Genomic DNA, 22,627 nt, shown 5'->3' with positions numbered 1-22,627 from the left:
GGTATATGTTATAGTATAAGTAACTTTACTATAATATTTTCATTAGGAGGGGTTAATTTGAATAATAATGGTGAAGCGCATAATCATCAAAATCACATGAATCATTCTAATCAAATGCATCATGATAACCATGCCTCACATCATCATCATAGTGGCCATGCACATCATCATGGAAATTTTAAAGTTAAGTTTTTTGTTTCATTAATTTTTGCAATACCTATCATTCTTTTATCGCCAATGATGGGTGTTAACTTACCTTTTCAATTCACATTTCCAGGTTCTGAATGGGTAGTGTTAATATTAAGTACAATTTTATTCTTTTATGGTGGTAAACCGTTCTTGTCTGGTGGTAAAGATGAAATTGCTACAAAAAAACCAGGCATGATGACCTTAGTTGCCCTAGGTATTTCAGTAGCTTATATTTATAGCTTGTATGCTTTTTATATGAATAACTTTAGTAGTGCAACTGGTCATACAATGGACTTTTTTTGGGAATTAGCAACCTTAATTTTAATTATGCTATTAGGACATTGGATAGAAATGAATGCTGTCGGAAATGCTGGAGATGCTTTAAAGAAAATGGCAGAACTGTTACCTAATAGTGCTATTAAAGTTATGGATAATGACCAACGTGAAGAAGTTAAAATATCAGACATCATGACTGATGATATCGTCGAAGTAAAAGCCGGAGAAAGTATTCCAACAGATGGTATTATCGTTCAAGGACAAACATCTATAGATGAATCCCTAGTCACTGGAGAATCTAAAAAAGTACAAAAAAATCAAAATGACAACGTCATCGGGGGTTCTATTAATGGGTCTGGAACAATACAAGTCAAGGTTACAGCTGTGGGAGAAGATGGATATCTTTCTCAAGTTATGGGACTTGTTAATCAAGCACAAAATGATAAATCTAGTGCTGAATTGTTATCTGATAAAGTAGCGGGTTATTTATTCTACTTTGCTGTAAGTGTTGGCGTGATTTCTTTTATTGTCTGGATGCTCATTCAAAATGATGTTGATTTTGCATTAGAACGTCTTGTAACTGTGTTAGTCATTGCTTGTCCACATGCTTTAGGCTTGGCAATACCTTTAGTCACTGCACGTTCTACTTCAATTGGTGCACATAACGGTTTAATTATTAAAAATAGAGAGTCTGTAGAAATAGCTCAACATATCGATTATGTAATGATGGATAAAACTGGTACTTTAACTGAGGGTAACTTTTCTGTGAATCATTATGAGAGCTTTAAAAATGATTTGAGTAATGATACAATATTAAGCCTTTTCGCCTCATTAGAAAGTCAATCTAATCACCCATTAGCTATAAGTATTGTTGATTTTGCGAAAAGTAAAAATGTTTCATTTACTAACCCACAAGACGTTAATAATATTCCAGGTGTCGGATTAGAAGGTCTAATTGATAATAAAACATATAAAATAACAAATGTCTCTTATCTTGATAAACATAAACTTAATTATGACAATGACTTGTTTACTAAATTAGCTCAACAAGGTAATTCAATCAGTTATTTAATTGAGGATCAACAAGTCATTGGCATGATTGCTCAAGGAGATCAAATTAAAGAAAGCTCAAAACAAATGGTAGCTGATTTACTATCAAGAAATATTACACCAGTCATGCTTACAGGTGATAATAATGAAGTGGCACACGCTGTCGCAAAAGAAATAGGTATTAGTGATGTCCACGCACAACTCATGCCAGAAGATAAGGAAAGCATTATAAAAGATTATCAAAGTGACGGTAATAAAGTCATGATGGTCGGAGACGGTATCAACGATGCGCCGAGTCTTATAAGAGCCGATATTGGTATAGCAATTGGTGCAGGCACAGATGTTGCAGTGGATTCAGGTGATATCATACTTGTTAAAAGTAATCCATCAGATATTATTCATTTCTTGACCCTTTCAAATAATACTATGAGAAAAATGGTGCAAAACTTATGGTGGGGTGCAGGTTATAATATTGTTGCTGTACCTTTAGCAGCTGGTATTTTAGCATTTATCGGCTTGATTTTATCACCAGCTGTAGGAGCAATATTAATGTCTTTAAGTACAGTTATAGTAGCGATTAATGCTTTTACATTAAAATTAAAATAAAAGAGGTAAACCTTATGTATAATAAAGTTTTTGCAATTTTAATTATAATTTTTTCCATAACAATTATTGCGTCTAATGATACTTTCGCAGAAAGTAAGAATGATATGATGAATATGAAAGAAGATAAGAAAAATACAATGGATATGACAAATATGAAACATCATGACGAAAGAAAGAAATTAAATTCTTCACAAGGAAAAAATGAAATAATATTCCCTAAAGTTGCAGAGTCAAAAAAAGATAACAATGGTTATAAAAATTATACATTAAAAGCTCAGGAAGGAAAGACAGAGTTTTACAAAAATAATTTTTCTAATACTCTAGGCTACAATGGAAATTTACTTGGACCAACTTTAAAATTAAAAAAAGGAGATAAAGTTAAAATTAAGTTAATAAATAACTTAGATGAAAATACAACATTTCATTGGCATGGATTAGAAGTAAATGGAAAAGTGGATGGAGGGCCTTCTCAGGTTATAAAACCAGGAAAAGAAAAAACTATAAAATTTGAGGTTAATCAAGATTCTGCTACGTTATGGTATCACCCCCACCCCTCTCCAAATACAGCTAAACAAGTTTATAATGGCTTATCAGGATTATTATATATAGAAGATAGTAAAAAGAATAATTATCCTAGTAATTATGGAAAAAATGATTTGCCTATAATAATCCAAGATAAAACATTTGTATCTAAAAAATTAAATTATTCAAAAACGAAAGACGAAGATGGCACTCAAGGTGATACTGTTCTTGTGAACGGAATAGTAAACCCCAAACTTACAGCAAAAGAAGAGAAAATACGTTTGAGACTTTTAAATGGTTCTAATGCTCGAGATTTAAATCTTAAGCTAAGTAATAATCAAAGTTTTGAGTATATTGCTTCAGATGGCGGTCAATTAAAAAACGCTAAAAAATTAAAAGAAATTAATTTAGCTCCTTCAGAAAGAAAAGAAATAGTAATAGATTTATCTAAAATGAAAGGCGAGAAAATCAGTCTGGTTGATAATGATAAAACTGTAATTTTACCGATTAGTAACAAAGAGAAAAGTTCTAACAAAAGTAATACACCAAAAGTAGGTAAGAAAATAAAATTAGAAGGTATGAATGATAATGTTACCATTAATGGTAATAAATTCGATCCTAACAGAATAGATTTTACACAAAAGTTAAACCAGAAAGAAGTATGGGAAATTGAAAACGTCAAAGATAAAATGGGTGGTATGAAACATCCTTTCCACATCCATGGAACGCAATTTAAAGTTTTATCTGTGGATGGGGAGAAACCTCCAAAAGATATGAGGGGTAAAAAGGATGTTATATCTTTGGAACCTGGACAAAAAGCTAAAATAGAGGTTGTATTTAAAAATACTGGAACATACATGTTTCACTGTCATATACTTGAGCATGAAGATAATGGAATGATGGGTCAAGTAAAAGTAACAAACTAATCAATAGGGAAATTTTAATATGATGAAAAAAGATAAAGACACTAATGACCAAAAAAGTGAGAGCCATATGAAGCATAATGATGAAAGTAAAGTTCCTGAAGATATGAAATCGACTAATGAGGGTGAATTTAAAGTAGGAGATAAAGTAACGATTACAGCAGGACATATGCCAGGTATGAAAGGTGCAGAAGCTACTGTAAAAGGTGCGTATAAAACATATGCCTATGTTGTAAGTTATAAACCCACAAATGGAAATGAAAAAGTAAACAATCATAAAAGGGTCGTAAACGAAGAGATCAAAGATGCACCTAAAGATGGATTTAGTAAGGGCGATACTGTTAAATTAGAAGCAAGTCATATGTCTGATATGAAAGGTGCTACAGCCAATATAGATAACGTGAAAAAGACTACTGTTTACGTAGTTGATTACAAATCCAAAGATAATGGTAAAATCATTAAAAATCATAAATGGATGACAGTAAATGAACTGAAAGCACGATAAAAATCTAGTTCTAGATTGAGAAATAAATAGATATAAAAATATCCCCCTTAATCAATAATTTAAATAACTTATTATTGTTAAGGAGGATATTTTTTAGTGTGTAAATTAAAAAGAATTTTAGAAGAATAACATTTATCAAAAAACTGTTCATTACGTTATTAATTGAAATTATATAATTAAAAACCACATCATTAACCGATACGCAGAAGCATATCATAAGTGATGCGGTTTTTCAGTTTTAGTAGTTATCTTTTATGCTATAATTATAGCAATAAAAATTTTAAATTAAGGTTGGATTATAATTTGGTAAGATTTATTGGTAATAAAAATGCATTAAAAAATAATAAAATGAGAAATAATGGATAAACTAAAGCATCCCTCACTGCAAAGTGAAGGATGCTCTAGTTTTATTAGAATATAGTTTTCATTTTGATAGATAATGGTTAATAATTGTCTGTAAATCATTATTAAGTACCGTTGTAATACAATCGTCATTCATAAAATCTTCATAGATTTTCCTCAATATTTCTTCATCTTCAATTGCTGTGAAGTGATGTACTAGCCCTTTTACTATTGATATATAATTTTGTGACGCTAAAAAATTAGCAACCGTTCACCAGTCTGATTGTGTAGTTTCACGGTTCATAGATAACCCTCCTTTTTATTTTAATGTCCATTTTTGACGTGCTTTAGGGTTTAGTGAATGCATGATTTCATTTGTTGCTGGATTAACGAGTTTTTTAACTTTCTTTTTGTGAGGCTTCAACATTTCCATCACTTGCTCAACACGTTTGACGACAACAGGCCGCTTCGCATAGGCGCCATAAGCTAGAATCACTGTGTCACTTTCACTTATCGCTTTCATTAAGTGTATATCTGTGTGCTCATCGTATGGTTCTTTGATATGTTTGAGATTTTCAGGCGTTTTAATATTCGAAAATAAATTCACTAAATATACAGCGCCATATTGTTCAGAATTCGCTAATTGATTAAGAATGAGAACAGTAGTAGGATCGAGTGATAATACACCATCTAAATGAGGGTACATCGTTATCACTGTACAAGCGGGTTTCTCTTCATCCCATGTTTTCTTGAGTAAGTAGCGGTGTTGTTTATCTCCGCTAAATATCGCTTCTGTGTATATTGTACTTTTAATTGTATTCATATATCGTTACTCCTTTTAATATTTTTCTGGCAAAAGCATCACATAATAAAAAGCGTCTACATCATCTTCTCGGATGACGTAGACTTTCTTAGGTAGTGCATTTTGATTTTTTACATAGTTTGTATAGTGATATTTCAATTTGTACGCGGGTTGTTCTTGTTCATGTGTGATTGACAATATATTCTTATCTTCTTGTAGTCTAAAAATGTGTAGGTAATCTGTATGGGGGTGATTATCTCTTTCTTTCACCATATTCCAAAGTAATATTTGAAGCGCTAGATATAGTTGTTCACTAATGCCTCTTGTGATATATCGATTGATTTTCATATTATTTTACCTCATCTTGAATTTCTTTCATGATGATAATTGCTTGACTAATAATCGTAACAGATATTTGTGCCACTTTGATCCAATTATTCATGGCGATTCCCTCCTTCTTTTAGTAGATGACGTTCATCGATAATCGTATTTTTAATATCAGTGAGGTAGAGAAAGTCCATATCAAAATAATCCAAATAACCAATGCTGATGAGTTGGTTATTGACGTACATAAGAAATGGATAGATACTTAGCTCATGTATTTCATTGTTATAGTAGGTATAAGTTTCAAGTGTAAGATGAGCAAGTGGGATATGGTCTACAAAACGAGTAGGAAGTATATTTTCTGCTGCTTCTTCTAACGCTTCACATTCCCATGTTTCATTGTTAGATAGTTGGAAAAGACGAGTTATATATTGTTTGAGTTCTTGAGTGATTGTTTTCATATCATTGCCTCCTAGATAGTGTGATAGTGATGTAGTTGATATACATCATTGGGATAATATATATTTGATTTGTCATTTATTACGAATCCCGGTGAGAATAAGAGAAAATTACATATAAAAAACCGCTAAAAACATTGGTATGACAAGGAAATACCGGAATCCCGCCTATTTTGACGAACAATCAACTCATTATTTATACGTATTAATGATGAGTGTATCTCTCTGCTTCCTTATATATATTATTTATTTATAAAAAATAACGAGATTTTGGGATTGTGCTTGCACAATCCTTCTGCTTCTTCGAATCTGCAAATCCCATTTGTTTCCCGGTAAAAAATCATCGTGGGATGTTCTTTAGCAATTTCAATATAAGCATCATGTAGTAGTAGATAGATAATGCAATTTGCTATTATATTAGATAAGTGTTATTGAAATTGATAAAAACTATATACTTCAATAAAATGAAATTTGTAAATACAAAAATAAGAGGTAGAACCAAAATTTCTTGTTCTACCTCTTTAAGTGATAAAGTGTTATTTTTCTTTTATAAGTTTTTTAACTTCTTCTAATTCTTTTCCAACATCTCTGTTTGGTTTTTTAGTTATAAGACTTACGATATAAGTCACAGTCAAACTTGTTAAAAATCCAGGAATAATTTCATATAAATTAAAGAAGTCATTATATTCTCCCAATGGTTTCACAAAAACAATCCAAATAATGACGACAACTGCTCCTGATATCATACCAGAAATAGCTCCTGTACGACTTAACCCCTTCCAATAGAGAGATAGTAATACTAGTGGACCAAATGCAGCACCAAATCCAGCCCATGCATTACCAACAAGATTAAGTATAGTATCATTCGGAGTCCATGCGATTATAATAGATATAATTGCTATAATAAGAACAGATAATCGACCTACTAATAAAAACTCTTTTTTATGTTTTTTTGCAGCTTCTTCGCCTCTAATTAATTTATAGAAATCTTCAGTAAGTGAACTAGAAGTAACAAGTAGTTGTGAGGAGATTGTGCTCATAATAGCTGCTAAAATTGCTGCAAGAAGGAAACCACCAACCAATGGATGGAATAAAATTTGACCCATTAAAATAAAAAGCGTTTCTGGATCATTTAATTTAACTCCTCTATCTTGAACAAAAGCAATACCTATCAATCCTACACATACAGCACCAATTAAACTAATAGCCATCCAACTAATACCAAATCTTCTGGCAGTTTTTAATTGACTAACGGATTTGATTGACATGAATCGCACTATAATATGCGGTTGACCAAAATAACCTAATCCCCAAGCAAAGAAAGAAATAATTCCCACAATAGTGGTACCTTTAAATAAATCTAGATTAGTTGGTTTTAAATCTGCTGCTTGAGAAAATGTATCAATGCCACCTAATTGCATCATTGCGACAACTGGCACCATAATCATAGCAATTAACATAACTACACCTTGAAAGAAGTCAGTTAATGATACTGCTAAATATCCCCCAAAGAATGTATAAGCAATGACAATCACCGAAACTAGAATAAGACCAGTATGATAATCTAGACCAAAAGCACTATTAAATAATTTACCACCTGAAACCATACCCGAGTGAGTATATAGTGTAAAGAATATGACAATAATACCCCCAGAGATAATTTTAATAATATTAGAATGATCATTAAGACGGTGTGTAAAGTAGTTAGGTAATGTGATTGAATCATTCGCTTTTTCAGTGTACACACGAAGTCTTGGTGCTACAAGTATGTAGTTAACATAAGCTCCGATAGTTAATCCAATAGCTAACCAAGCTGCTGATAAACCTGTTGTATAAACCTCTCCAGGTAACCCCATAATCATCCAACCACTCATATCTGAAGCTCCAGCAGATAATGCAGTAACGTAAGGTCCTATATTTCTTCCACCAAGCATATATTCTCTTAAATCTCCGGTTGCCTGCTTATAACCATAATATCCAATAACAAGTAAAATTAGAAAATATACTGCAAGCATGATATATGTCCGCCAGTCAAGATTCACTTGGCTTGATAAAGATGTAGCTAAAACAAACATATTAAATAACTCCCTTATATTTATTTTTGTTACATACAATAATTATACAAAAAACAAGAGTTATTTAAAGGATAAATTTAAATTTTTGGTATTTAATGAATCTTATTAATTGTAAATACTATATTTATGTAGCAGTGACTATATTTTTAATATTAATTTTTAGTATATAATATTCATTGATTTTGTATATAACGATAATAAAAATAAATATACTATATTTGAGTAACATATAAATCGATATATTTGATTTGTCATTTATTAAGAATCCCGTTGACAATATGAGAAAATTCTATATAAAAACCCGTGATAAACGTTGGTGTAACAAGGAAATCCCGGAATCCCACCCATTTTGACGAACAATCAACTCATTATTTATAAGTATTGATGATAGGGTTGGGTCTCTACTTCCTTATATATATTATTTATTTATAAAAAAATAACGGGATTTTGGGATTGTGCTTGCACAATCCTTCTGCTTCTTCGAATCTGCAAATCCCATTCCTTTCCCGGTAAAAAAATTATCGTGGGATGTTCTTTAGCAATTTCAATATAAGCTTCGTGTAGTTATGAAAATAATTACGACAATGGCTGTTTCATTAGATAAGTGTTATTGAAATTGATAAAGAGAATTCTAAAATTGGTTAGATAAAATAAATGAAAGAATAACAGAATAGTCATTGTTTATTCAATAGTTATATATATAGTTTGCGGCAAAAATAAAGACGAAGTGCTGAGGAGCACTTCGTCGAGTGGATGGTTATTAAATAGTTGTTTATTAAAAGCGTTATCCAATTTGAGGATGATGTAAAATTAATTTTTATGATATTCATCTATCCTTATATCAATACGATTGATAATCGTTAGATACAGTGATTTCAATTGCTATTTCTCTAACTCTTCAATATCTTTGAACATTGTCTGTAACACATTAGCAGTCATATCAGTATTATAATGTGGGAATTCAGCTTGTTTGTCTTGTTCTAGTAGATAGCACTATTTATATTAGTATTTAAAATTTAAATATTTTGATTATATAAAAAACGTTGATACAATTCATATAATAGTAAGTCTATATTTTTTATTTTGGAGGAACATATTTGGGGACCCTATTTAGTCTGATTACTTTTATATTATTATTAGTCCTAACGGCATTTTTCGTAGCGACAGAGTTTGCTATCGTGAAAGTCAGAGTAACAAGAATTGCACAATTGTTTAATGCAGGAGAGAAGAAAGCAATCGCTGCTAAAAAAGTTGTCGATCATCTTGACGAATACTTAGCTGCCTGTCAATTAGGTATTACCATTACCGCTTTAGGTATTGGTATGGTCGGGGAATCCACATTTGAATTTATTCTAAACCCACTATTCAGTAGTATAGGTATTCCTGAAGCATGGATACATCCATTTACTATTGGTGGTGCGTTTGTTATCGCGACATTTTTACATGTAGTTGTAGGTGAGATGGCGCCTAAGACCATTGCGATTCAAAAAGCTGAGTATATTACATTACTCTTTGCGAAGCCAATCATCTTTTTCTATAAAATAATGTATCCATTTATTTGGCTATTAAATGGTGCAGCACGATTAATCTTGAAAATGTTCAACATGAAACCAGCTAAAGAGAGTGAGGTATTCCACTCTGAAGAAGAATTGAAACAATTAATTCAAGATAGCCATGAAGGTGGCGAAATTAATGACAGTGAGTTACACCATATTAATCAAGCATTTAAATTCGATAATTTAGTCGCAAAAGATATTATGATCGATCAAGAACATGTCAAAACACTCAATTTAAATACGCGTTTTGATGATGCGATTCAACAAATTAAAGTAGATGCATTTACAAGATATCCAGCTATTAAAGATGATCAAATTTTTGGTTTTATCCATTCCAAATCATTATTTAATGTGGATCAGCCATCTAAGTTAGCGACATTTGTTAATCCAATTATCAACGTTAGACTGAATACGCCATTGAAGCACATTTTGGAAATAATGAAAAAGAAAAAAGTTCATATTGCTGCAGTTTATGATAATGCTGATTTCAAAGGTATCATTACTTTAGAAAATATTCTTGAAGAAATCGTTGGCGATATTGAAGATGAATATAATTAATACAACTGTTTATACTGACCCTATCATTGAGATTTGAAAGTTTGAATGATAGGGCATTTTTTATTTACCGACTTTAAACTTTGACATCCGACTCAATTTGTAACTATAACGATTACATGAAATGAGAAGATTGAAAATTAGTAATCGTTTTACTGTAGTTGGCGAACAAGTATCATTGATTAAACGAATCATTTAAGACTAGACGATTCATTGTTATGGACATATTCATTATGACTATCGTATTGAATATTTACGTAAACATATTCAAGCTGCTATCGAAGCAGTAGCTAAAGACGTTGATAAAGGAAAAACGATTCGTTTTTTACAAAATTTATTAAATATAAGTAGTGAACAAACGCTTGTATTAAGTGATGGTTTAAATGATGTTCCTTTATTTGAGCATGCACGATACAAAGTTGCTATGGACAACGCTTATCCAGAACTTAAAAGTAAAGCAAATTTAATTTCAATTAATAATGATAGAGATGGCGTAATAGAAACATTGAATATATTACTTATAAATGACGATAATCATAGTGAATGCAACAATATGTAATTAACTTTTATACGATAAACCGCATCATAAAGGAATTTTGAACGTATCAGAACATATGAGGTTTATAAGAATTGCTGTTATGTTTTTTGAACACATCAATAAACAAAAAAGGTATGCACTATGTAAAATATTTATTAAATGATATAAAGCGAGGATACATAAATGATTTTTAAATAGATATGTATCCAATAATATAAAAAGGGACTATAAGCTATATCTAACTACTTATAGTCCTTCTTCATTAGTATAAATATTAAGAAAGGTGTATATCTTTGTAACCTTCATTTACATTAATAATGTTGTGATAACCTTTATGTTCTAAAATACCAATAGCTATCGAACTTCTAATGCCAGACTGACAGTGTACATAAATAACATCGTTTTTATTGAAAGGTAAATCTGTTTCTAAAAGTTTGCTGTGTGGTACATGAACCGCTTGAGATAAGTGGCCATTATTCCATTCATTATCATTACGTACATCTAATATATGTGATTCGTTACCTGTAATGTCTTCACTATGAATGGAACGTGTTTGAATCTTAGATTGAGGTAATTGATATCCAGCAACATCATCGTATCCAATGAGTTGTAAGGTGTGTGTTGCTTTTGAAATAAGGTGATAGTCTCCAATCAAGTTAATTTCTTGATCATAGTTTAGATACCAGCCAATTTGATTGATGAAATTTTTATCATATGGAATATTGATTGTACCTTCAATATGTCCACCATGATAAGCCTCCTTACTGCGGAGATCAAAAGTTAATCTGTTTGTATTTGTAGTTGGATAAACCGTATAAGGTTGATATAAATTCATACCGAATTGATTAATTTTTTTCATTTGTGCAAAATGATGTGGTGGTGCAGGTTGATCAGAAATGAGTTTATCGATAAAGGTAGCTTCGTTATTTTCAAAAAAAGCCCAGTTCGTTTGTTTTTCATAGCCAAGCGTAGATGTTGGAATAGCACCTAAAGATTTACCACAAGGACTACCAGCGCCATGGCCAGGCCAAATTTGAATGTAGTCTGGCAAGTCTTTAATACTTTTAATCGATTTAAACATTTGTTTAGCGCCTATTTCAGATGATCCTTCTACTTTAACCGCTTTTTCTAGTAAATCAGGTCTACCGATATCTCCTACAAAAATAAAATCACCACTGAATAGTCCCATTGAAACTTGTGCTCCAGCACCTTCGTCAGTAAGTAAAAAACTTATACTTTCTGGCGTGTGACCAGGTGTATGAAGCACTTTTAATTTTATATTTCCTACATAAATATCGTCATTATGTTGAACAAAATGAGTGTGGTTAGGCATATTTTTATAACCTAATGTGTCATCACTTTCACCTGATACATAGATATTAGCATTTAACTTTATAGCAACATCTCTAATTCCTGAAGCAAAATCTGCATGTATATGTGTTTCAGCTGCATGAGTAATGGTTAAACCTTCTTCATCAGCAACTCGAATATATGAAGATAAGTCACGAATAGGATCAATAATCATGGCTTCTCCAGTTTTTTGACAACCGATTAAATAAGATGCTTGAGATAAATGTTTATCATAAAATTGTTTAAAAAACATAATATCATTCCTTTCTAATTATATAAATAAATTGTGATTAGCTTGTTCTGTATATCCAATATATGCACCTACGCCACCGTATTCTACATCATCGCGTAATTCTTCTTTTGTAATGCCCATCACATCCATACTCATTGTACAAGCGATAAGTTTAACACCTTGCTCAACTGCTTGATCAATAAGAGAAGGTAAAGTATCGACATTTTTCTTTTTCATGACATAACGCATCATTAGATTGCCTAAACCAAACATATTCATTTTAGAAATAGGCATGTTAATTGGTGAATTTGGAAGCATGAAGTCAAAAAGTTTTGCAATACCTTTTTTCTTAATACGTTGACTTTGAATTTTTTTAAGTGCATTTAAGCCCCAAAATGTGCAAAAAATGGTTACATCTCTCCCTGCGGCTTTAGCACCATTAGCAATAATCATTGCTGCAACTGCTTTATCTAGCTCGCCGCTAAATAAAACAATCGTTGTTCCACTTTTCGTGTGTGTCACTTCTATATTTTTATTTTCTTCTTTTTGAATAATAGCGCGAATTTCATTACCAGAATCATTGAGTCTAACAAGTGTATGTCCAGTTTGTTTGACCCAACTTTTAATATCATTTAAAAATCCGTGATCAGTCACAACAACTTCTATTTGATCACCAATAGCGATGTTTTTGATTTCTTTACTAATATTAACAATAGGTCCTGGACATTGTAGATTACTATAATTGAACATCTTACGATTATCTTTAATTTCTCTATCTTCTTTTACTTTAGATAAATTATCATTATCATGTTGTTTTTCGTATGCGGTATAACCTCCGTCTAAATTCACCACATCGTATCCACGTTGTGCAAGAAATTGACTGGCTTTTCTACTTCTATTACCACTTTTACAATAGATATAGTAAGTTTTATTTTTGCTTTGTTTAAAAGTCTCTATATTTTCAACTGAATGTAATAAAGCATTTTTAATGTGTCCTAATTCAAATTCTTCAGGCTGTCGAACGTCAATTAATTGACCCTTAGAACCCAATTCTTGTAATTCTTTTTTAGTGAAATCATTAATGTGTTTCGTTTTATATTGTGACATAATTACCTCCTTTTAAATACCTATGGGGGTATATTATAACGAATTAGATAGTTTGTCAAATACCTATGGGGGTATTTGACAAACTAAAATTTAATCAATATGATGTAATTATTAAAAATGAATGTGGAGTGAAATATATTGGAATATAATAAAAAGATGATTAATCGTATTCATCGCATACAAGGACAGCTTAATGGAGTCATTAAAATGATGGAGGAAGAAAAAAATTGTAAAGACGTCATTAGTCAATTAAGTGCCTCTAAAAGTTCTATTCAACGGTTAATGGGTATTATCATTAGTGAAAACTTAGTAGAATGCGTCAAAATGTCTGAAGAAAATAGTGAAGATTCTCAGGCACTAATTAATGAAGCAGTTGAATTATTGATAAAAAGTAAATGATAAGTATAACAACAATTATAGTAATGTTAGTTATTGGTATCTTAGGAGGATTTATTTCTGGATTAGTCGGTATAGGGGGAGCCATTGTTATTTACCCAGCTCTCTTATTATTACCACCATTATTTGGTTTACCTACTTATAGTGCTTATATTGCTTCAGGATTAACTTCAAGTCAGGTTTTTTTTAGTACATTGAGTGGATCTTTAAACGCATATAAAAATAAAAATTTTTCTAGAACGCTTATACTTAATATGGGAAGTGGAATGGTAATAGGTAGTATGCTAGGTGCAATCTTAGCGAATTTAATAAATGTTCAGTTTGTTAATACGGTTTATATTATTATTGCATTACTAGCTCTTATTCTAATGTTTATAAAAGTTACACCATCTACTAGTCATATTAAGTTTAATCGTCTACTTTTAATTACAATAGGTGGTATCATCGGTTTGGTATCTGGTATTGTAGGAGCTGGTGGCGCATTTATTATTATTCCAGTACTACTTGTTATATTTAAATTACCAATGAACATGGTGGTTACAAATAGTATTGTAATTGCATTCATTTCTTCTATTGGAGCATTTATGATTAAATTATTACAGGGGTATATTCCTATCAATAGTGCAGTACCGTTAATTTTAGGTAGTATACTATTTACGCCTCTAGGTATGAAAATGGGTCAGAAAATACCTGACTATATTCAAAAAACGATAATATGTATTTTAATCGTCGTTGCAATTATTAAGTTGATATTTTGAAGTTATTTTATAATAAAAAGTCTATTAAAAAGCGTCTCAATGATATTGAGACGCTTAAAATTTATCTAGCCTTAAATGAGTCAATGGCTGCTTTGATTTCATCTTTAACACGTTGGAATTCTGACCAAGGTTTGCCAGCAGGATCGTCAAATCCCCAATGTTCCTTCTTTACATTAGGCGGCAATACAGGACAGTTTTGATCAGCATCGCTACATAGAGTTACTACTAAATCAGATTGGTTTAGTATATTTTTGTCAATTAAATTAGAAGCATGATTTGATATATCAATTCCAACTTCTTTCATAGCTTCTATTGCTTTTGGATTTACACCGTGTGCCTCAATACCGCCAGAATATACTTGCCATTCATCTCCTAAGATTTTTTTACCCCAGCCTTCAGCCATTTGGCTACGGCATGAATTACCTGTACATATAAAATAAATTGTTTTTTTATCCATAAATAGTTTCCTCTTTTTTTAGAAAATAATAAGTGTTAGATATAACCCTAACAGTGTGATAAATAATACCGGAATCGTTATAATAATACCGATTTTAAAGTATTGTCCCCAAGAAATTTTAACACCTTTTTGAGTAAGCACATGTAACCAGAGAAGTGTTGCTAACGAACCAATTGGTGTTATTTTAGGTCCTAAATCAGATCCGATAACATTCGCATAAATCATGCCTTCCTTGAGTATGCTTGTTGTTTGAGATTGACCAATCGCTATTGCATCTATTAAAACAGTTGGCATGTTGTTCATAATGGATGAAAGGAATGCAGCTATAAAGCCCATGCCCATGATACTACTAAATAAGCCGTAATTTGAAATATTTGTTAGTACATCACCAAGAAGCGTTGTGATGCCCACATTTTTTAGACCAAATACCACAAGATACATACCAATAGAGAATAAAACAATATTCCATGGCGCACCTTTAATTACTTGTTTCGTATGCACAGCCTTAGACTTACGTGCTAATAATACAAATATTAAAGCAATGATACCAGCAATAATTGATACTGGAATATTTATAAACTCACTTATTAAATAACCAACTAGCAATACAGTGAGTACAATCCACGAGATATTAAAAAGCTTTTTGTCCTTAATCGCTTCTTTTGGTTCTCTAATATTTACTGCATCAAATTTTCTTGGGATAGACTTTCTAAAATAAAGCCATAAGACAAGAATACTTGCGATTAAAGAGAATATATTAGGTATAATCATTTTACTGAAGTACTCAACAAATCCAATATCAAAGTAATCAGCAGAAACAATATTAACTAAATTACTAACAATTAATGGAAGAGACGTAGTATCTGCAATAAAACCACTAGCAATAATAAATGGGAATATCGCTTTTTTATCAAATCCTAAACTACGTACCATTGCTAAAACAATAGGCGTCAGTATTAAAGCCGCACCATCATTTGCGAAGAAGGCTGCTACAACTGAACCTAAGAGCATGATAAAGATAAACATTTTCAAGCCATTACCCTTTGATGCTCTTACCATATGTATGGCAGACCATTCAAAGAATCCAATTTCATCTAATATGAGTGAAATAAGAATAACTGCAACAAAAGTTAAAGTCGCATTCCAAACAATTCCAGTAACTTCTAGTACGTCTGAAAAGCTTACAACGCCAGTGATTATAGCAACTACAGCACCAATTAATGCAGTAATACCAATATCTAGACCTTTAGGTTGCCATATAACAAAAATTAACGTTAATACAAATATTGTGATTGCTAATATCGTCATCATTAACACTCACCTTTCTCTACTGTTTCACATATACATGGGACAGTACTGGAACTCAATAGAGTGAGTCGTGATGTAACGTTATCCAATACGTCATGATTCAATTTGTATAAAATTTTATTACCATCTTTTCTGGATGTAATTAAATTATTGTCTTTTAATACTTTCATATGATGACTTAATGTGGGTTGAGAAAAAGAAAAATGCTCTAATAAATCACAAGCGCATAATTCACCGCAAGATAACAAGTCTAATATTTCAAGACGGCTACTATCAGCAATCACTTTTAAGTATTGTGAAATTTCTTTATAATTCAATTTTTCTTCTTCCTTTCTACTTGAAACCTTTTATAACGTTGATAATTTTTATTACCACCTGACAAATTAAACACTTGTTTAAAACCTAAATTAATAAGTACGTTTTGTGCAGCATTCCCAGTAGTACCTTTATTACAGTAAGTCACTATCTTTTGATTTTTATCTACTGTTTTTGCATAACTTCTCAATATTTTCAATGGGACGTTAATCGCTCCATCAACATGATTAACTTCAAATTGCTTTGGAGAACGTACATCTAAAATCAATAAGTCATTATTTTGTTTCATGACTTCTTCAGGCGTTATAATTTTGCGTCCTCGAGTAATATTGTGTCCAATCATCCCTGTATAAATAACAGGATCTTTAGTTGTAGAAAAAGGAGGCGCATATGCTAAATCTAAATGAAATAAATCTTCTGCATGGGCACCAAACGTTATAGCAGTAGCTAGTACATCTATTCTTTTATCTACACCTTCATACCCAATAATTTGGGCACCCAGTAATTTAGAATTGTTTTTATCAAATATAGCTTTAATTACCATTTCTTGACCTTGCATATATTCTGGACGATTCGGTTTCACATTGTGTAATACGTCAATATCAATATCTAAATCAATAGCTTCTTTTTCAGTTAAGCCTGTTTGGGCAATTGTCATATCAAATATACGAACAATGCCTGTTCCTAAAATGCCTTTATGTTCTAGATTTCCACCAGTTAATCGATCTCCTAAAATACGTCCCATTTTATTTGCTGTAGAACCTAATGGTCTATATATAGGGTCACCAGTAATTAAATTATAACTTTCTGCTACATCACCAATTGCATATATGTGAGGAATATTTGTTTCAAAATACTTATTGGTTTGTATTGCTCCAGATTTTCCAATATTAATACCAATTTCTTTAGCTAATTTAGTATTTGGTATGACACCAATTCCAATAATGATTAAATCTGTATCAATTAATTCGCCAGTTTTTAAGCTCACTCTATTTATTGTATGATTTTCATCATAATCAATAATATCTATTTCATTATTGGTATATACGTTAGCTTTATCTTCAATATATTCTTGAATCATAAAACTGATATCGTAGTCTAAATGAGGCATAAAAGTACTACGTTGAATAATTGAAGTATTGTAATTAGATAATTGTTCTAACATTTCTAGACCAATAAATCCACCACCAATGATTGTTATATTCTGAACATCATTGTCCTCAATATAATTATAAATTGCTTTCGCATCATTAATATTCTTAACTTTAAATACATTGTTATATTCTTCGCTATTTAATTGAGGAAGTTCCTTAGGCGATGAGCCTGTTGCTAATACTAATTCGTCATATTCTTGAATCATCTTTTCATCATTTACTAAATTGGTAACAGTTATTGTTTGATCAGTATCATTTATCTGATTCACTTCATATTTTGTATAAATATCTATATTGAAGCGCTCTTTAAACCATTTAGCATTTCTTGGCGTGAGTTCATCAATATCAGATACATTACCGCCTATATAGTAGGGGATACCACATACTGAATACGAAATATCACTATCTTTATCAAAAACGATAATTTCCACATCTTCACTATTTCTTCTTGCTTTAGCCGCGACACTTGTACCGGCAGCAACTGAACCGATGATTACAATTTTTTTAATTATGATAACCCCCCATAAGGTATGACAAAATAATTGTCAAAACTTTCATTTTTAATCTTGTTTATCCAAAATGATTCATCTTCTTTTTTGTTACTAAAAAGGTCATCACGTTGATTTAGCGTAACTAACGATTGATTAACAACCCACCAATTATGGCCTATATTAGCTCTATTTAAATCTTCTACTAAACGTTTAGATTCTAAATAAGGTGTTTTTTCTGCTAGTGTTACGATTATCATCTGTGTTAAATTTTTATTTTGAATTTTAGGTAATAATGTTTCAACATTACTGGTAGTTTGAGTTGATTTTTTCTTTAATTCTCTATGATGATTTTCACTAGAATCAAGTAACAGCAAGGTATGGCCTGTAGGAGCTGTGTCTACAATGACGTAATCCATGTCGTCTTGATTCTCCATAATGTCACTAAAGGCTTTGAAAAATGCTATTTCTTCTGTACAAGGTGATTTTAAATCTTCCATAATATAATCAATATCGTCTTGTGGTGTATCATCATTCACTGTGGCTAGTACTTCTTTTTTATACTTTTCTAATGCTTGTTCTTCATCAATATAAGCAGTATTTAAATTACTTGTAGTTTCAACATTAATTTCTTTAGTAGGGTCAGTAGTTGCTAAAAGAACACGATATCCTTTATTAGATAATGCTGTAGCTAATTGCGTTGCTACTGTCGTTTTACCAACGCCACCTTTTCCCATTGTAAATAAATATTGAACTTTACTATTTTCAATTTCATCGATTAATTTATTGAATTGCGGATGATCTTCAACAATAAAGTCATCATTTTCAATTAAGTTATCATCATTTAATAGATTAGTTAAATTTTCTATACCTTCTTCTTTCTGCTTTTTATATGGAACGTAATAAGCATGATTGTTATTTAACCATTCAGTAAAATGATTAATGTTTTTATCTTGTTCCGATTTCATCTGACTCGAAATTAAACCGTGACTTTCTTCTATATAGTTGTTAATGATTACTTTGAATTTAGAAATTGACAGTTGTTGTAATTCTTGTTGCGCTCTTTGAATTTCATATATAGAAGAGTGAGTAGGTCTCGCAACTAACATCATGGTCGTATCATCTTGGTTACGTAGTTTTTCAAGTGCTGAATTATATTTAACTCTATTTTCATTTAAACCTGATAATTGACCTAAGCAAGAAGCGTCATTACTCGTTGTATTTAAATAATCTGTCCATGCAGAAGGTAATTCAAGCATTCTCAAAGTGTGACCTGTGGGAGCTGTATCAAATATAATGAAATCAAATTCTTGTTCTAAAGTTTTATCGGATAAAAAATTTGTAAATTCATTAAATGCTGCTACTTCAACTGTACATGAACCACTTAACTGTTCTTTCATTTCAGCAAGCACATCTTCTGGTAGAATACCCTCATAAGGTTCTATAGATTGTGCTTTATAATCGTCTGCAGCAACAATCGGGTCGAAATTGGCTATAGAGAGATTAGGTATAGGTTGATATTTAGTTAATTTATTAGATAATTCCATTTGAAATACATCTTGTAAATTACTAGCTGGATCAGTACTTACTAAAGCTACTTTCTTTCCATTCTCTGCTAAGTTTAAAGCAATAAAACTTGATATCGTTGTTTTGCCTACGCCACCTTTACCAGTAAAAAACAAATATTTTGTTAACTCAATGTTATCTAAATTCAATTTATTTAAGTATTTAACAGCATCCATTTCCACCACAGCATCCTCCATTTCTCATTTGATTAACTGTAATAATTTCATCGGCTTCTTCTTGGGTAATATAAGCGCCCGTTTTAGTTATATTGCCTTCTATAAAAGTGATGGGTAAAACTTCATCACCTTTTTCTTGAATTAAACGAATAACTTCTTGATTTTTAATGAATTCATTCGGATTGTTATTCATATTATAACGTTGAACTTCTATTTGATTTTGCTTTAAATATTCATTGATTTGGTTCGCTTTTATTAGTGTTTCATCCGGTTCTGGACCACATACGCCAGTAGAACAGCACATAGCTTCTTCGTATATTTCAATATTTAACATTATACTCACCTCATTAATTAATTTACGATTATAGACTAACATCTATATAGATGTTAGTCTATGTTTTTGCTTGAGTTTTAAAAATTTTACTAAATTTAATTCTTAATAATACAATTTATAAAAAAATTATTTTAATATTTCTGTGAGCAATACCTAAGTTTATGTAAAATTATAGGTTTTCTTCTTGCGATAATATAGATATTGATTTATATTTAATATATCAAAAAAAATTGATGTATTAAATGATATAAAACTACGTTGACAATAAGGAGGCGTGCTTGATTGCGAGTAAACCATGCAAGTACTTTAACTGTTGGTTATTTTGTAAGTTATTTAAATCTTGTTATGCTATCAAGAGAAATCAATTTAAAAGAAGCTACAATGTATATGGAGAAGGAGTTCTTTAAAGGGAACATTAATCAGTATGGCGAATCAACAAAAAATAACTATAAACAAGCAATTCAAGAATTGAAATAAAGATAATATAAACTCAATGAAATATTATAAAAAGGATGGTCTTTTATGGAAGTTATTAAAGCAAAGACTGATATGAGTGAAGATCAACAATTTGACTTTTATGAAAATATGTTTAATGCGCTAGCTGATAAAATCAGATTAAAAATACTAAATCAAATTAGCCAAAGCTTCAATAAATCATTATGTGTATGTGATTTAGAAGAGTTATTAGATATAAAACAATCTAAACTTTCTTATCATTTAAAAAAATTAGTAGATGCAAATGTTCTTATTGCTGAAAAGCATGGCACATGGAATTATTATAAAATTAATGAGCAGCAAATACAGGTTGTTTTAAATGAAGATACTTGTTGTAAGATACTTTAAGTATCTTTTTTAATATAGTATTAATCAATTTTTTTTGATTAATACATCAAGAAATATTGATTAATTAAATTTGGAGGCATTATACTCATGTTAGATTCAATTATGGAATTTATAAAAACATTTGTGATGTTGTTTTTTGAATTATTAATACTATTCATCATCGTGAGCTTTATTGTAAGTTTAATTCAACAAGTAGTTTCGGAAGAAAAAATCAAAAGATTTTTGAGCAAGCCTAATCAAGCAATTAGTTATATATTGGGGATGGTGTTTGGTGCGATGACACCCTTTTGTTCTTGTTCTACAATTCCAATACTTGCAGGTCTATTAAATTCTAAAGTACCTTTTGGTCCAGCAATGAGTTTCTTAATATCTTCACCATTAATGAATCCATTAATGATATTTATGTTATGGGCCTTATTAGGTTGGAAAGTTGCTGTTATTTACTTTGTTGTACTAGCGATTTTTAGTATTTTAACGGGTCTAGTATTTTCAAAAATGAATTTAGTTAAAACTTACAAAGGTGTAAACGTTAAAGGAGATGGATTTTTTGCTAATAAACATGGATCTCGTTTTAAACAAGCATTAAATGATGCGTGGGCATTTTTATATCCAATGCTTCCTTACCTATTTATTGGTGTATTTATTGGAGCGTTCATATATGGATTTGTACCCGAAACATTTATTACTAAATATGCGAGTGAAGGTGGCATTATATCCGTATTTATTGCTTCTATTATAGGTATTCCTATGTATATTAGACCTGAAACAATGTTACCTATAGCTGAAGCATTAGCTTCAAAAGGAATGTCGCTTGGGACAGTTGTTGCTTTGATCATTGGTGGTGCTGGTGCAAGTATTCCAGAAGTTATATTATTATCGAAACTATTCAAGAAAAAATTTGTAATCTCATTCGTTATCGCCATTTTAGTTGTAGCTATTTCTACAGGTTTGATGGTGAACATCGTTATTTAAAGGAGGTGAGATAATGGGAGTCAAAGACGTATTAAAAAAATTAAAACCTCAGGAACAATCTTGTTGTTCAGTAGAAATTGAAGAAAAAAAAGAGAAAAATGAAAAAGAGCAACAGGATAATAATTGTTGTTGTAACAATTAATTTAGAAGTCTGTAAAATATATGCTTCTAATAAATGAACGACAAATTCTAATGTAATAGTATGGAATTTGTCGTTCTTTCATTGTAAAAAGAAAACCATACGCTATGCGTATGGTTCAGAAAAGGTTCTACCGTTGTCACAAAAAAAGCAACTCTACGTGCTAGAATAAATATTGGTCAGCCAACCAAAATAATCAACACGAGGAGATGCTTTTTAATGTCATCCGACACAAACAGTTTAGCACATACAAAATGGAATTGTAAGTATCACATAGTCTTCGCTCCAAAATATAGAAGACAAGTAATATA

At 30.9% G+C, this 22,627-nt stretch carries 23 protein-coding genes and 3 pseudogenes; 12 read left to right on the top strand and 14 right to left on the bottom strand.

Annotated features, from left to right (window positions below; translation table 11 throughout):
* The first annotated feature begins 57 nt into the window (after positions 1-57).
* From N524_RS0108620 to N524_RS0108610, 3 genes are read left to right on the top strand one after another with little or no spacing between them, the layout of a single operon-like run.
* On the top strand, positions 58-2,121 hold the full coding sequence (locus N524_RS0108620; RefSeq protein WP_029056272.1) for a heavy metal translocating P-type ATPase: 2,064 nt from the start codon (positions 58-60) through the stop codon (positions 2,119-2,121).
* A gap of 14 nt (positions 2,122-2,135) precedes the next feature.
* The gene (locus N524_RS0108615; RefSeq protein ID WP_017636308.1) at positions 2,136-3,569 is read left to right on the top strand and encodes a multicopper oxidase family protein; all 1,434 of its coding nucleotides are present in this window, start codon (positions 2,136-2,138) and stop codon (positions 3,567-3,569) included.
* A 19-nt stretch (positions 3,570-3,588) separates the two neighbouring features.
* Positions 3,589-4,071 (top strand): YdhK family protein, encoded by a 483-nt coding sequence (locus N524_RS0108610; protein WP_029056271.1) that lies wholly within the window; start codon positions 3,589-3,591, stop codon positions 4,069-4,071.
* Positions 4,072-4,495: 424 nt separating this feature from the next.
* Here the strand turns inward: N524_RS0108610 and N524_RS13685 are convergent.
* The 6 genes and pseudogenes from N524_RS13685 to N524_RS13680 form a co-directional block, all read right to left on the bottom strand.
* A pseudogene (locus tag N524_RS13685) lies at positions 4,496-4,717 on the bottom strand (hypothetical protein).
* Between the two features lie 15 nt (positions 4,718-4,732).
* A complete protein-coding gene (locus tag N524_RS0108605) occupies positions 4,733-5,236 on the bottom strand; it encodes a DUF1643 domain-containing protein (RefSeq protein ID WP_029056270.1) in 504 nt (167 codons plus the stop codon).
* A gap of 15 nt (positions 5,237-5,251) precedes the next feature.
* A complete protein-coding gene (locus tag N524_RS0108600; protein ID WP_029056269.1) occupies positions 5,252-5,563 on the bottom strand; it encodes a DUF960 family protein in 312 nt (103 codons plus the stop codon).
* Positions 5,564-5,649: 86 nt separating this feature from the next.
* Positions 5,650-6,000 carry an SAUGI family uracil-DNA glycosylase inhibitor gene (locus tag N524_RS0108590; RefSeq protein ID WP_029056268.1) on the bottom strand — a complete coding sequence of 117 codons (351 nt, stop codon included), beginning with the start codon at positions 5,998-6,000 and terminating at the stop codon, positions 5,650-5,652.
* A 533-nt stretch (positions 6,001-6,533) separates the two neighbouring features.
* Positions 6,534-8,072 carry a sodium/proline symporter PutP gene (putP, locus tag N524_RS0108585; RefSeq protein WP_029056267.1) on the bottom strand — a complete coding sequence of 513 codons (1,539 nt, stop codon included), beginning with the start codon at positions 8,070-8,072 and terminating at the stop codon, positions 6,534-6,536.
* Between the two features lie 681 nt (positions 8,073-8,753).
* A pseudogene (locus N524_RS13680) lies at positions 8,754-8,996 on the bottom strand (cassette chromosome recombinase CcrB); the annotation flags it as partial.
* Positions 8,997-9,169: 173 nt separating this feature from the next.
* Here N524_RS13680 and N524_RS0108580 point away from each other — a divergent pair.
* Together N524_RS0108580 and N524_RS13215 are read left to right on the top strand one after the other, a co-directional pair.
* The gene (locus tag N524_RS0108580; RefSeq protein WP_029056266.1) at positions 9,170-10,186 is read left to right on the top strand and encodes a hemolysin family protein; all 1,017 of its coding nucleotides are present in this window, start codon (positions 9,170-9,172) and stop codon (positions 10,184-10,186) included.
* Between the two features lie 217 nt (positions 10,187-10,403).
* A pseudogene (locus N524_RS13215) lies at positions 10,404-10,742 on the top strand (HAD hydrolase family protein); the annotation flags it as partial.
* Positions 10,743-10,995: 253 nt separating this feature from the next.
* Here the strand turns inward: N524_RS13215 and cstB are convergent.
* Together cstB and N524_RS0108570 are read right to left on the bottom strand one after the other, a co-directional pair.
* Entirely contained in the window at positions 10,996-12,324 is a 1,329-nt protein-coding gene (gene cstB / locus N524_RS0108575) for a persulfide dioxygenase-sulfurtransferase CstB (RefSeq protein WP_015387316.1), read from the bottom strand.
* Between the two features lie 18 nt (positions 12,325-12,342).
* Positions 12,343-13,410 (bottom strand): DsrE/DsrF/DrsH-like family protein, encoded by a 1,068-nt coding sequence (locus tag N524_RS0108570; RefSeq protein ID WP_029056265.1) that lies wholly within the window; start codon positions 13,408-13,410, stop codon positions 12,343-12,345.
* 138 nt (positions 13,411-13,548) lie between these two features.
* Between N524_RS0108570 and cstR the strand changes: the two genes are divergently transcribed.
* The gene (cstR, locus tag N524_RS0108565; RefSeq protein ID WP_000456194.1) at positions 13,549-13,809 is read left to right on the top strand and encodes a persulfide-sensing transcriptional repressor CstR; all 261 of its coding nucleotides are present in this window, start codon (positions 13,549-13,551) and stop codon (positions 13,807-13,809) included.
* Entirely contained in the window at positions 13,806-14,564 is a 759-nt protein-coding gene (locus tag N524_RS0108560; protein WP_037555681.1) for a sulfite exporter TauE/SafE family protein, read from the top strand. Before cstR ends, N524_RS0108560 begins: the two co-directional genes overlap by 4 nt.
* Positions 14,565-14,625: 61 nt before the next feature.
* On the opposite strand, the gene arsC is transcribed toward N524_RS0108560, so the two are convergent.
* The 6 genes from arsC to arsD are packed head-to-tail and all read right to left on the bottom strand — an operon-like array spanning position 14,626 to position 20,362.
* Positions 14,626-15,021, bottom strand: coding sequence for an arsenate reductase (thioredoxin) (arsC, locus tag N524_RS0108555; RefSeq protein ID WP_029056263.1), 396 nt, complete (start codon positions 15,019-15,021; stop codon positions 14,626-14,628).
* A gap of 18 nt (positions 15,022-15,039) precedes the next feature.
* Entirely contained in the window at positions 15,040-16,332 is a 1,293-nt protein-coding gene (gene arsB, locus N524_RS0108550) for an arsenite efflux transporter membrane subunit ArsB (RefSeq protein ID WP_011274440.1), read from the bottom strand.
* Positions 16,332-16,646 (bottom strand): ArsR/SmtB family transcription factor, encoded by a 315-nt coding sequence (locus N524_RS0108545; protein WP_002441914.1) that lies wholly within the window; start codon positions 16,644-16,646, stop codon positions 16,332-16,334. The genes arsB and N524_RS0108545 overlap by 1 nt, the downstream gene beginning before the upstream one ends.
* Positions 16,643-18,307, bottom strand: coding sequence for an FAD-dependent oxidoreductase (locus tag N524_RS0108540; RefSeq protein WP_029056261.1), 1,665 nt, complete (start codon positions 18,305-18,307; stop codon positions 16,643-16,645). Before N524_RS0108540 ends, N524_RS0108545 begins: the two co-directional genes overlap by 4 nt.
* Positions 18,307-20,028, bottom strand: a complete 1,722-nt coding sequence (arsA, locus tag N524_RS0108535) for an arsenical pump-driving ATPase (protein WP_029056260.1) — start codon at positions 20,026-20,028, stop codon at positions 18,307-18,309. Before arsA ends, N524_RS0108540 begins: the two co-directional genes overlap by 1 nt.
* Positions 20,015-20,362 (bottom strand): arsenite efflux transporter metallochaperone ArsD, encoded by a 348-nt coding sequence (gene arsD, locus N524_RS0108530; protein ID WP_002489605.1) that lies wholly within the window; start codon positions 20,360-20,362, stop codon positions 20,015-20,017. The genes arsA and arsD overlap by 14 nt, the downstream gene beginning before the upstream one ends.
* 282 nt (positions 20,363-20,644) lie before the next feature.
* Here arsD and N524_RS0108525 point away from each other — a divergent pair, with 282 nt between their 5' ends.
* The 5 genes from N524_RS0108525 to N524_RS0108505 all read left to right on the top strand — a co-directional run.
* On the top strand, positions 20,645-20,839 hold the full coding sequence (locus N524_RS0108525) for a hypothetical protein (RefSeq protein WP_029056259.1): 195 nt from the start codon (positions 20,645-20,647) through the stop codon (positions 20,837-20,839).
* Between the two features lie 45 nt (positions 20,840-20,884).
* On the top strand, positions 20,885-21,205 hold the full coding sequence (locus N524_RS0108520) for an ArsR/SmtB family transcription factor (protein WP_002449352.1): 321 nt from the start codon (positions 20,885-20,887) through the stop codon (positions 21,203-21,205).
* An 87-nt stretch (positions 21,206-21,292) separates the two neighbouring features.
* Positions 21,293-22,177 carry a permease gene (locus N524_RS0108515; RefSeq protein ID WP_029056258.1) on the top strand — a complete coding sequence of 295 codons (885 nt, stop codon included), beginning with the start codon at positions 21,293-21,295 and terminating at the stop codon, positions 22,175-22,177.
* Between the two features lie 13 nt (positions 22,178-22,190).
* Complete coding sequence (locus N524_RS13790) at positions 22,191-22,319, top strand: hypothetical protein (protein WP_002449516.1); 129 nt, start codon at positions 22,191-22,193, stop codon at positions 22,317-22,319.
* 216 nt (positions 22,320-22,535) lie between these two features.
* On the top strand, positions 22,536-22,627 hold a 92-nt coding region (locus N524_RS0108505), incomplete at its 3' end, for a transposase (protein ID WP_029056257.1).

This window comes from Staphylococcus sp. URHA0057 (genome assembly GCF_000620265.1).
Classification (GTDB): Bacteria; Bacillota; Bacilli; order Staphylococcales; family Staphylococcaceae; genus Staphylococcus; species Staphylococcus pasteuri.
This window is presented reverse-complemented; position numbering and strand designations above follow the sequence as displayed.